The sequence below is a fragment of the Limnoglobus sp. genome, from assembly GCF_059499385.1.
Window position 1 is genome coordinate 26,124 of record NZ_JCABYM010000091.1, and the last position, 11,082, is coordinate 37,205.

Sequence of the window (11,082 nt, forward strand, 5' to 3'; positions counted from 1 at the left end):
CGCTCCGACCGATGGCACAAAACAAGCGCCGCATCTTAATCCCGACGGACGACAACCGAGACATTTCGCTTGCCTAGCCGGAATCCTGGCCCATTAATTCGTTACCCCACAACCTTCTCGTCATCCTTCACACCCGTGGGGTTTCCCTCCATGCGGCCGTTCGTCCGCCTCCGCGTCGAGTCCCTCGAACCCCGCGACCTCCCGGCGACGTTCGGCATCCCGTGGCCGGACGCCGAACGGCTCACCCTCAGCTTCGCCCCGGACGGCACGGCCGTCGGCGGCGGAAGTAGCTCGCTGTCCGCGCTCGGTCCCGACGCCCGGCGGGACGCGCTCCGCGCGTTCCAGGCGTGGGCCGTTGCCGCGAACGTGAACGTCGGCCTCACGGCGGACGACGGGTCGGCGTTCGGCGTCGGCGGCGCGACCCAGGGCGACCCGCGGTTCGGGGACGTTCGCGTCGGAGGCGTCCCGCTCCCGTCGGACGTGCTCGCCGTCACCGCCCCCTACGCCCCGCTCGACCCGTACTCCGGGGACGTGGTCATCAACACCGCCGCCTTCCCCGGCGGGCCGGACCTGTACACGGCGCTCTTGCAAGAGGCCGGGCACGCCCTCGGCGTCGGCAACAGCCCGGACCCGGCGTCGGCCATGTTCGAGTTCTACCGCGGGCCGCGGGCCGGGCTGTCCGCCGCGGACGTGGCCGCCGTCCAGGCGCTCTACGGCCCGCGGGCGGCGGACCGGTTCGAGGGCCGTACCGAGAACGACACGCCGGGAACGGCCACCCCTTACACCGGCCCCCTTCAGGCCGACCTCACCACGGCCGGCGACGCGGACGTGTACCGGGTCACGACCGGCCTCCTCACCCGCGGCGTCACGGTCAACCTTACGGCCGCCGGCCTGAGCCTGCTGACGGCGAAGGTCGAAGTCCTGGACGCGGGCGGAACCCCGGTCGCCGCGCTGGTCGCGACCGACCCGGCGAGCAACGACATCACCGTCTCGCTCGGGTCCGTCCGCCGGCTGGCGACGTACTACGTCCGCGTGTCCGCGGCCGCCCCGGACCCCTTCGCGGTCGGGGCCTACGGCCTGTCCGTGACCCAGCACTCGCTGGTGTCGGACCTGACCGGCCTCGTGTCCGACGTGTTGGAAGAGACCGGACTGAACGACACGCTCGCGACGGCGACGACGCTGCTCAGCTCGACGGCGACGGTCGCCCCGCGGACGGAGTACGTCGCCCGCGGCGGGTTCGGGTCGGGTCAGGACGTGGACGTGTACCGGGTTACCGTGCCGCCGGCGACGGACGCCGAGCCGGTCAACCTGCTCGCGACCGTCTGGGGCCACGCCGGGGCGGCGCTCGACCCGTGGGTCGAGGCGACGGACGCCCTCGGCCGCCGGCTCCCGGCCGAGGTCCTGACGGCGAACGGGAACGCGACGACGGTGCAACTCCGTGGCGTGACGCCGGGGCACTCGTACTTCCTGAAGCTGTCGTCGGATTCCGGTCACCGGGGCGGGTACACGCTCGCCGCCGACCTTCGGACGGGCACGGTAGTCATGCCGACCGGGGCGACGCGGACGCTCACGCCGACGGCCGGCGCGGCGGGCGGGCTGACCGTCCGGCAGTCCGGCCAGGTCCACTTCGTCCTCACGGCCGACGCCGCCGACGCGGGACAGGGCGTCGAGTTGCGGGTCACGGCCGCGGACGGCACGGTCGTGGCGACGCTCGCCGCGGCGGCCGACCGCACCCGGTCAGTGGCCGTCTTCCTGCCGGCCGGGGACTACGCCCTCGCCTTCGTCGCGCGGGGGTCGGCCGGGCCGGTTAGCTTCCGCCTCGGCGTCGTGGTCCGGACCGACCCGATCGGGGCGACGCCGATCGACTCGACCGGCAGCCCGGAACCGACCAGCCCCCCGCCCCCGCCGGCCGAGTCCCCGCCGCCCCCACCGCCGCCGGACCCGGAGCCGGCCGAGTACCAGCCGCAGCCGTACTCCCAGCCGGGCTGGGACGAGCCGGCCGTGTGGTACTGAGCCGCCGGAAATGGGATTGGGTCAAGTTGTCGCGAATGGCGATCTCGGCGACCGCCGAAGAGCCGCGCATGATTCCCGTGTGTGGTGCAACCTACCCGACCGCCTTCCGGCGGCAGTGGTCGAACAGGAGTTGCCATTCGAGCAACTGCACCCGCCGGGCCAGTTCCTTGTCGGCGGCGTTCGTGTCGCGGACCCGCTCGCAAAAATCCACGAACTCCTGCGGACTCGCGTAGGCGTAGCCGACCGCCGGCGACTCCCGGCGGAGCCGGTCGAGGACCGGGTGCGGCCCGACCTTGTCCCACCAGTACTTGCTGTTCCAGGCGTCCGGCTCGCGGCGGTGCATGACCGCGTGCCAGAAGCTGCCGGTCGGCGTGTGAATGTCCTGGCTGATGGAATGCGACTCGTCGAGGAAGTCGTGGTACAGCCACAGCCCGGCGTGGCACGCCTTCGCCATGTCCGCGTCCGTGACGCGGCCGAGGTCGCGGAACGGGTCGAACGCGGCCAGCATCGCCCGCACCGGTTCGTTCGGCGTGCCGGGGCCGAGGGCCGCGAGGCGGGAGCCGTCGCCGAGGATCGCGGCGACGGCCGGGCCGTAAGTGGAGTGGTCGAACATAGTAGTAGGCACACTCCGTGTGCCGTTTCCTAGTCGCGTCGGGGAATTCGTCCGGGTCGCTGCGGCCGACAGCAGACGGCACACGGAGTGTGCCTACTACTATGCCAACACTTCCTTGACGACGTGCCCGCCGGTCCCGGTGATCCGCTGGTCGAGGCCGTTGAACCGGTACGTCAGGTGCTCGTGGTCGAAGCCCAGGAGGTGCAGGATGGTCGCGTGGAAGTCGCTGACGTGGGCCCGGCCGTCCACCCCGCGGAGGCCGAACTCGTCGGACGTGCCGTGGACGGTGCCGGCCTTCACCCCGCCGCCGGCCATCAGCATCGAGAATGCGTAGGGGTTGTGGTCGCGGCCGGTCAGCCCCTCGCTCATCGGCGTGCGGCCGAACTCGCCGCCCCAGATGACGAGCGTGCTGTCCAACAGGCCGCGCTGCTTCAAGTCCTTTATCAGCGCCGCCGACGGGCCGTCCGACCGGAGGCACATCTTCGTGTGGTTCCCCTCGATGTCGCTGTGCGCGTCCCACTGGCTGCCGGGACCGCAGTAGACCTGCACGAACCGCACGCCGCGTTCCACCAACCGCCGGGCGAGCAGGCAGCGGTGGCCGAACTCGGCCGTCTCCTTGCGGTTCAGCCCGTACATCTCCTTCGTCTTCGCCGTCTCCTTCGACAGGTCCACCGCCTCCGGGGCGGCCGTCTGCATCCGGAACGCCAGCTCGTAGGCCGCCTGCCGGGCGTCGAGGTCCGCGTCGCCGGGGCGGGCCTTCTTGTGCAGGTCATTCAACTCGCCGATCAGGTCGAGCTTCGCTCGCTGTCTCTTTTCGCCGACTTCTTCGGGCGTCTTCAGATTCAGGATCGGGCTGGACCCGCCACGGAAGTGCGTGCCCTGGTACGTCGGCGGCATGAACCCCGTGCCCCAGTTCCGCGCGCCGCCGAAGACTTCGCCCGTGCCCTCGGTGAACACCACAAAACCGGGGAGGTTCTTATTCTCGCTCCCGAGGCCGTAGAGCGCCCACGACCCGAGGCTCGGCTTGCCGGCGAGGATGCTGCCGGTGTTCATCTGGCAGACGCTGCCGACGTGGTTGAGGCCGTCCGCCCACACGGCCCGCATGACGGCCCACTCGTCGGCCGTCGTCGCCATCTCCGGCAGCCAGTCGGAGAACCAGTGCCCGCTCTGCCCGTGCTTCGCGAACTTGCGTTTGCTCGCGAGGAGCGTGTTCCCGCCCGTGCCCATCGGGGTGATGACCTTGCCGAAGCTGTCCGGCAATTTCTCGCCGTGCCGCTTCGTCAGCTCCGGCTTCGGGTCGAACAGATCGACGTGGCTCGGCCCGCCCTCCATGAACAGGAAGATGACGGCCTTCGCCTTCGCCGGGAAGTGCGACTTCTTCGGGGCGAGCGGATCGACGCCGGCCTCGGCGTTCATGGCGGCGAACGCGAGCGCGCCGAACCCGCCGCCGGCGAGCCGGAGGAAGTCGCGGCGGGACTGGAACGCGGGGACGTGCGGTTGCAAGACACTCATGGTCGGCCTCGGCGGTTACTTCGTCTTCAGGTGTTTATCGAGAAACGCATTAATCTTGTCCGCGTTTTCTTTGGACGCGAACCCGGCCCCGCCGTGCCCGGCCCCCTTCACGACGACGAGTTCGCTCTCCACGCCCTCCTTCTTGAGGGCGGCGTGCAGCGACTCGCTCTGGCCGAGCGGGACGAGCGTGTCCTTGTCCCCGTGGAGGATCAGGAACGGGGCGTCGTCCTTCGTGACGTGCGTTTGCGGCGTGCCGCTCGCGGCCAGGTCCTTCAGCGCGCCGGTCGTGCCGCCGAGCAGTCGCGTCACCGGGTTGTCCTTCGCGACCGCCGGGGACAGCTTCGCCAGGTCGGTCGGGCCGAACAGGTCGAACACGGCCTGCACGCGGGTGTCGTCCGGCTTCGCGTCCTCGCCCTCCAGTTCCTTCACGTTCGCGGTCGTGCCGAGCAACGCCGAGATGTGCCCGCCGGCCGACGCCCCGCCGACGCCGACGTGGCTCGTGTCGAACTTATACTTCTTCGCGTTCGCGCGAAGGAAGCGGACGGCGGCCTTCGCGTCGAGAATCTGGGCCGGGAAGACGGCCTGCTTGCTGTACCGGTAGTTGATGGTGGCGACGGCGTACCCGCGGGCGATCTGGTTCGCGAACGCGCCGAAGTTCGCCTTGTCCCCGGCCTCCCACCCGCCGCCGTGAATCCAGACGAGCAGCGGGAACGGGCCGTCCCCCTTGGGTACTGCGATGTCGAGCTTGTTCCGCTCGTGCTTGCCGTACGCGAGGTCCTTCTCGACGGTCGTGCCGTCCGGCAGCTTCGGGCCTTTCGATTGCGCGTGGGCGACGGACAGGGTCGCGGCGAACGCGGCCGCGGCGGCGAGAAGGCGGGTCATACGTATCCTGAAAGCGGTGGGGATGAGCGATTGTATCAGAATACCATCCGGGTTCGCGGGGTGCAACGCGCCGGACGGGTTGTCCGGCCGCTCCGGGGACCGTAGCCTGACCGTGGGGAACCCAGGAGGGACACGAGTGCGGGTGACGCTATTCCTGCCCCATCTCGCCGTGACCGGCGGGCTGGGCGTCCATTGCCGGAGCCTGCTCGCGGCCCTGCTGCGGACCGCGGGCGATTCCGACGGGCTCACGGTGCTCGCCCCGACCGACCCGAATCAGCTCTTCCCGTACTCCGGCCTCGACGACGGCTGGGAACCGCTGGTGAAGGATTCGCGCGTGACGTTCGTGCCGCTCGCGTGGCCGACGGACCACCCGTTGGCGCTGCCGCTCGACCGGCCGCTGGCAGAACCCGTTCGCGCGTCTTCGCCGGACGTGTTTTATGCGTCGTATTACACCGGCATGGCGGACCCGCCGTGCCCGCAGGCGGTGACGTTCCACGACGCCGGGTTCCTCGACTTCCCGCACGTCTTCGGCGACTCGGCGCGGCAACGCCGCGAGACGCTCGTCGTCGTCGGCCCGCGGATCGACTCGCTGGTGTGCATCTCGGCCGACGCCCGGTCCCGCATCTGCAAGCTGCTGCCGTTCGACGAAGCCCGGACCGACGTGGTGTGGCACGGCCTCTACGACACGCCGGAGGAGTTGGCCCACGCCCGCGGCGACGAGCACCTGGAAGAAACACTGTGGCCCGGCGGCGACCGGATCGCAGATTGGGGCGAGTACCTGTTCTCGCCGGTCGGGGCGGCGACCGGGTTCAACCGCGTGCGGAAGAACCTGCCCGTCGCCGTCGAGGCGTTCCGGCAACTCGTCCGCGGCGGCCTGGCGAACGTGCGGTTCGTTATCGCCAGCACCGGCGTCCTGCACGAGAAGATGCTGAAGGAACTGCTGCCCGAGGCCGAGTACGCCGGCGGGTCCATCGTGGATGGCGCGTGGCGGAGCGCCGACGACCGCGTGCGGGTGCTGCCGAACCTGGACCGCGGGCCGTTCCTGCGGGCGATGGCGCATTGCCGGACCGTCGTCTACCCGTCGCGGTACGAAGGCTTCGGCCTGCCGACGATTGAGGCAATGGCCCTGCGGGTTCCGATCATCGCCAGCCGCGCGACGAGCATCCCGGAGGTGGCCGGGGACGCCGGGTATCTCGTGAACCCCGACAGCCGCGACGAGTTCGCGAAGGCGATGCACGACCTGCTGACGTGGCCGGAGCTGCGGGCGGACCTCGTCCGCAGCGGCGAGAAGCGGGTCGGGCAGTTCACCCTGGACCGCATGGGCGCGGCGATGTGGGCGGCGTTCCGCCGCATCGCGACGTGACATCATTTTGCATTTTTCATTTCAACATTTCGAATTGGTCCGATCATTGTGGGGTCTACGGCCATGGACATCTCATACCAACTCGAACCCGACCTCCCCGCGGACGAGTTCATCGACGTGCTGGTCCGCTCGACGCTCGCGGAGCGGCGGCCGGTCCACGACCGGGCGACGATGGACGCGATGCTACGGAACGCGGACGTGATCGCGACGGCCCGCGCCGGCGGGCGGCTCGTCGGCGTGTCGCGGGCGGTGACGGACTTCGCGTACTGCGTCTACCTGTCCGACCTGGCCGTGGACGAGGCGTTCCAGCGGCGGGGCATCGGCCGCGAGTTGATCCGCCGCACCCACGAGGCGGCCGGGCGGCAGACGACGCTCGTGCTGCTCGCCGCGCCGAAGGCGGCGACCTACTACCCGCACGTCGGGCTGGAGCCGCACCCGTCGTGTTGGGTCGTCCGCGGCAAGCGGCCGGAGTAGCGAAAACCCGGCGAGCCGAGCGGCGTAAGCCGCCGGGTGAGGGCGAGTAACCCGGCGGCTTACGCCGCTCGGCTCGCCAGGCCCGTCAAACCTTCCCCGCCTTCGACCGTCGCCGGATCACCTCGTCGATGATCGTCCCGACGAGCAGCGTCAGCCCGATCACGGCCGGGATGCCGTCGCTCTTCATGCCGCGGAGGTTCACGAAGTTGTCCACCACCGGCATCACCATCGCCCCCAGCACCATGCCCACGGCCGTCCCCTCGCCGCCCCGCAAGCTGCACCCGCCGAGGACCGCGCCGAGGATCGCGAACAGCTCCCAACTCGACCCGCCCGCGTCCGACTGCACCGACGGCATGTTCAGGAACAACAGCGCCCCGGCCAGCGCCGCCAGCGTCGAGCAGGCCACGTACACGATCACCCGCTGCCGGTTCACGTTCACGCCCGCGTACTCGGCCGCCAGCTCGTTGTGCCCGATCGCGTACCAGTACCGGCCGTAGGCCGTGCGGTGCAGGAAGAAGCCGAGGATCGCGGCGAGGACGAGCAACAGCACGAACTCGCCGGGGAAGACGAGTTCGCCGATGGAGTTCTTGCCGACCAGGATCGACCGCAGCACGCGGAGCGGCTCGGCGAACTCCGGGTGGGCGGCCGGGTCGCGGGGGTCGGTCACCCACGACCGGCTGACCGTCCCGCCGAGTAAGCGCGCCAGCCCGCGGTAGACGAACATGCCGCAGAGGGTGACGAGGAACGCCTGCAACTTCAGTCGCGTGATGAGCAGCCCGTTCACGAGGCCGACGGTCGCGCCGAACAGCAGCACGAGCGGCAGGGCGGCATACGGGTGAACCCCCGACTTCATCGTGACGCCGAACAGCACGGCGGCACAGCCGACGACGGACCCGATGGACAGGTCGATGCCGCCGACGATGATGACGAGGGCCGCCCCGAGCGTGATGATGCCGTACTGCCCCTGCAGGTTGGCCACGTCGAACAGGTTGTCCACCGACCGCGCCGGCTCGGTGGACGCGAGCAGGGCGGTGTACAGCACCGTCACAAGCCCGATGATGCCGAGAATCCGTGTCACGCCGTTCCCCCCGTGGCTAGCCGCATGACGGCCTCTTCGGTCAGTTTGTCCTTCGCCAGTTCGCCCGCGATCCGGCCCTCGTGCATGACGAGCACGCGGTCGGACATGCCGAGCAGTTCCTCCATGTCGGACGTGATCATCCACACGGCCACGCCCTGTCCGGCGAGTTCGTCCACCAGCGAGTAGATTTCCGCCTTCGCTCCCACGTCCACGCCGCGGGTCGGCTCGTCCAGGATGAGCAGCTTCGGCCCGCGGGCCAGCCACTTGCCGTACACGACCTTCTGCTGGTTCCCGCCGGACAGCAGGCCGACGGTCTGGCCCGCGGACGGCGTCTTCACGCGAAGCCGGTCGATCCAGGTGCGGTGCAACTCCTTCTCGGAGCCGCGGCGGACGCCGAAGAGGTTCGTCAGCCGGTCGAGGTTCGGCAGGGTTAAATTGAACCCGACGCTCTCGGCCAGGACGAGGCCGTGCAGCCGGCGGTCTTCGGGGACGAGGAACACGCCCTCACGGATGGCGTCGAGCGGCCGGCGGATCGCGAGCTTGTTCCCGTTCAAGTAAATCTCGCCGCCGACCACCGGGCGGACGCCGAAGACCGCTTCCGCCAACTCCGTCCGCCCCGCGCCGACGAGGCCGGCCATGCCGAGGATTTCGCCGGCCCGCACCTCGAACGTGGCGGGCGTGATCGGGCCGTTGCGGTAGACGAGGTCGCGGACGGAGAAGATCGGCTCGCCGCCGCCCTTGCGGTGGTCCTTCGGGTAGAACTGCTTCAGGTCGCGGCCGACCATGAGGCGGACCATGTTGTCGTGGTTGATGTCCGCCCGCGCGAGTTCCCCGGCGTTGCGACCGTCGCGCAAGACCGTCACGCGGTCGGCGACCCGCTTCACCTCCGCCAGCCGGTGCGAGATGTACAGGACCGACACGCCGCGGGCCTTCAGGTCGTCGATGACGCGGTAGAGCGTTTCCGTCTCCCGCTGCGTGAGGCTGGACGTGGGTTCGTCCATGATGAGGACGCGGACGTCCAACCCGAGGGCGCGGGCGATCTCGACGAGCTGCTTCTCGCCGGGCGGCAGCCCGCCGACGCGGGCGGTGGCGTACCCGGCCGGCAACCCGACGCGGGCGAGCAGGTCGGCGGACCGCGCGGCCATCGCCCGGCGGTCGAGGACGCGGAGTGCGCCGCCGACGGTCTTCTCCCGGCCGAGGAACAGGTTGTCCGCGACGGTGAGGTTTTCCGCGAGGTTGAGTTCCTGGTGAATGAGGCTGACGCCGGCGGCGATGGCCGCGCCGGGACCGTTGAAGCGGACGGGTTCGCCGTCGAGTTTGACCTCGCCGGCGTCCGGTTGGTAGACGCCGGCGACGATCTTCATGAGGGTGGACTTGCCGGCCCCGTTCTCGCCGACGACGGCGAGGACCTCACCGGGGGCGAGGGTGAGGGAGACGCCGTCGAGGGCGAGCACGCCGGGGAACTGCTTGCGGGCGGCGGCGACGGTCAGGCGCGGGGGAGGGGGCATGGTGGCGGGTCCGAGGGCCAGAGTAGTAGGCACACTCCGTGTGCCGTCTCCTTCACGTCGCCGGGACCACAGACGGGTCTCCGCGGCAGTCAGCAGACGGCACACGGAGTGTGCCTACTACTTTGGTCGCCGTCGCTTCTACTTCTTCATCGACGCCAGGTCATAGTAGTAGGCACACTCCGTGTGCCGTCTCCTTCACGCCACCGGGGCGTCCGTCCGAGTCGCCGCGGCCGGCAGCAGACGGCACACGGAGTGTGCCTACTACTATGGCCGCCGGGACTACGTACAGGTTCCCGCGTCGCTCAGCAGACGGCACACGGAGTGTGCCTACTACTATGGGACGCTTCTACTTCTTCACCGACGCCAGGTCGTCGCGGATCTTCTTCTCCACGTCGGCCGCCTTCGGGTGCTTGATGACCAGGCTGTTGATCGTCTGGTCCGGGCCGCCGTCCTTCGTCACCACCTGGTACGCCGTCCCGCCCTTGCCGACGATCTTCGACTTGTCCCCGCGGGCCACGGCCGCCAGCACCTCGACCGACTTGTACCCGTAGTTGAACGGGTCCTGCCACACCGTCCCCTCGATCTCCCCGGCCGCGATCGCCTTCAGCGTCTCCAGGTTCTCGTCGAACCCGACGATCTTCACCTTGCCGACCAGCGACTTCGCCCGGACCGCCTCCAGGATCGCCGGCGGGTTGTACGCGTACAGCCCGATCAGGCAGATGTCCGAAACGCCGTCCAGCCGGCTCAGCACGTCGCGGGCGTTCGTGACGGCCTTCTCGCCGGGGCCGCCGTCCGTCTTCGCCTCGCCGTCCACCAGGAAGTACTTGCCGTAGAACTTGCCGCTGACGCCCGGCTTCGCCGGGTGCGTGCCCGGCTTGCCGTTCGCGTCCGGCGTGGCCAGCTCGTCCAGCACGCCGCCGATCCGCCCGATGGCGTTGGCCGACGAGTTGTTCCCGATGAACATGGCGATCGTGCCGCCGTTCGGCAGCGCCTTCTTCACCATCCGGCCCGCCGCGCGGCCGGCCTCGTGGTTGTCCACGCCGATGTAGCAGAGCCGCCCGGTACTCTCCGGGGCGTCGTTGTCCATCGCCACCAGCGGGACCTTCTTCGCGATCCGCGTCAGGTCTTCCTCCTGCCCCTTCGGATCGATGACGCTGACGGCGATGCCGTCCATGCCTTGCTTCACCCACGCCTCGATGATCGGCATCTGGATGGCCGCGTCGAGCTTCTCCGGCTGGCGGAACGTGAGGTCCACGTCGAAGTCCTTCGCGGCCTTGTTCGCCCCGGCCTCGCACAGGTCCCAGAACGGGTCGGTGGTGTTCGTGACGATGCCGATCTTCGGCTTGCCGCCGGCGGCCTTGCCGCCGCTGCCCGAGTTGCTGCACCCGACGAGGGCGGCCGCGAGGACGGCCAGGGGGAGGAGACGAATTGCCAAGACGCACCCGCCTTCGGAACAGGAGGAGAGAATTCCGCAGGAATGTTGAGTAAATGTACGCCGGGGGAAACGGGTGGCAACATTTCTCGTGGATTGAAGTAGGAAGACGGCGAGAAATCGGCGAGAAAAATGGATGCGGGGCGAAGTGGACAAAAAGACATTATAGGTGTCGCGTCAACCCAGGTGGCGATTCCGCCACGGGGG

At 69.6% G+C, this 11,082-nt stretch carries 9 protein-coding genes; 3 read left to right on the forward strand and 6 right to left on the reverse strand.

Going from position 1 to position 11,082, the window contains the following annotated elements:
- Nucleotides 1-150 precede the first annotated feature (150 nt).
- Nucleotides 151-2,013, forward strand: a complete 1,863-nt coding sequence (locus AC5JJ2_RS16560) for a matrixin family metalloprotease (RefSeq protein WP_495859122.1) — start codon at nt 151-153, stop codon at nt 2,011-2,013.
- 91 nt (nt 2,014-2,104) lie between these two features.
- On the opposite strand, the gene AC5JJ2_RS16565 is transcribed toward AC5JJ2_RS16560, so the two are convergent.
- The 3 genes from AC5JJ2_RS16565 to AC5JJ2_RS16575 form a co-directional block, all read right to left on the reverse strand.
- Nucleotides 2,105-2,626 (reverse strand): hypothetical protein, encoded by a 522-nt coding sequence (locus AC5JJ2_RS16565; protein WP_495859123.1) that lies wholly within the window; start codon nt 2,624-2,626, stop codon nt 2,105-2,107.
- Nucleotides 2,627-2,725: 99 nt separating this feature from the next.
- Entirely contained in the window at nt 2,726-4,138 is a 1,413-nt protein-coding gene (locus AC5JJ2_RS16570; RefSeq protein ID WP_495859124.1) for a DUF1501 domain-containing protein, read from the reverse strand.
- Between the two features lie 15 nt (nt 4,139-4,153).
- Nucleotides 4,154-5,020: an alpha/beta hydrolase fold domain-containing protein gene (locus tag AC5JJ2_RS16575; RefSeq protein ID WP_495859125.1), complete on the reverse strand. Its 867-nt coding sequence runs from the start codon at nt 5,018-5,020 to the stop codon at nt 4,154-4,156.
- Between the two features lie 136 nt (nt 5,021-5,156).
- On the opposite strand from AC5JJ2_RS16575, the gene AC5JJ2_RS16580 reads away from it, so the two are divergent.
- Both AC5JJ2_RS16580 and AC5JJ2_RS16585 read left to right on the forward strand, forming a co-directional pair.
- Entirely contained in the window at nt 5,157-6,383 is a 1,227-nt protein-coding gene (locus AC5JJ2_RS16580; RefSeq protein ID WP_495859126.1) for a glycosyltransferase family 4 protein, read from the forward strand.
- A gap of 63 nt (nt 6,384-6,446) precedes the next feature.
- The gene (locus AC5JJ2_RS16585) at nt 6,447-6,857 is read left to right on the forward strand and encodes a GNAT family N-acetyltransferase (RefSeq protein ID WP_495859127.1); all 411 of its coding nucleotides are present in this window, start codon (nt 6,447-6,449) and stop codon (nt 6,855-6,857) included.
- A gap of 85 nt (nt 6,858-6,942) precedes the next feature.
- Here the strand turns inward: AC5JJ2_RS16585 and AC5JJ2_RS16590 are convergent, their stop codons facing one another.
- From AC5JJ2_RS16590 to AC5JJ2_RS16600, 3 genes are all read right to left on the reverse strand, one after another.
- The gene (locus AC5JJ2_RS16590; protein ID WP_495859128.1) at nt 6,943-7,935 is read right to left on the reverse strand and encodes an ABC transporter permease; all 993 of its coding nucleotides are present in this window, start codon (nt 7,933-7,935) and stop codon (nt 6,943-6,945) included.
- Nucleotides 7,932-9,443, reverse strand: coding sequence for a sugar ABC transporter ATP-binding protein (locus AC5JJ2_RS16595; RefSeq protein WP_495859129.1), 1,512 nt, complete (start codon nt 9,441-9,443; stop codon nt 7,932-7,934). Before AC5JJ2_RS16595 ends, AC5JJ2_RS16590 begins: the two co-directional genes overlap by 4 nt.
- A 346-nt stretch (nt 9,444-9,789) precedes the next feature.
- Nucleotides 9,790-10,878, reverse strand: coding sequence for a substrate-binding domain-containing protein (locus AC5JJ2_RS16600; protein ID WP_495859130.1), 1,089 nt, complete (start codon nt 10,876-10,878; stop codon nt 9,790-9,792).
- Nucleotides 10,879-11,082 lie beyond the last annotated feature (204 nt).

What these genes read in the sequence shown, in the direction of transcription:
- AC5JJ2_RS16560 (WP_495859122.1), top strand. Translation starts at nt 151, where the DNA reads ATGCGGCCGTTCGTCCGCCTCCGCGTCGAGTCCCTCGAACCCCGCGAC.
- AC5JJ2_RS16565 (WP_495859123.1), bottom strand. Translation starts at nt 2,626, where the DNA reads ATGTTCGACCACTCCACTTACGGCCCGGCCGTCGCCGCGATCCTCGGC.
- AC5JJ2_RS16570 (WP_495859124.1), bottom strand. Translation starts at nt 4,138, where the DNA reads ATGAGTGTCTTGCAACCGCACGTCCCCGCGTTCCAGTCCCGCCGCGAC.
- AC5JJ2_RS16575 (WP_495859125.1), bottom strand. Translation starts at nt 5,020, where the DNA reads ATGACCCGCCTTCTCGCCGCCGCGGCCGCGTTCGCCGCGACCCTGTCC.
- AC5JJ2_RS16585 (WP_495859127.1), top strand. Translation starts at nt 6,447, where the DNA reads ATGGACATCTCATACCAACTCGAACCCGACCTCCCCGCGGACGAGTTC.
- AC5JJ2_RS16595 (WP_495859129.1), bottom strand. Translation starts at nt 9,443, where the DNA reads ATGCCCCCTCCCCCGCGCCTGACCGTCGCCGCCGCCCGCAAGCAGTTC.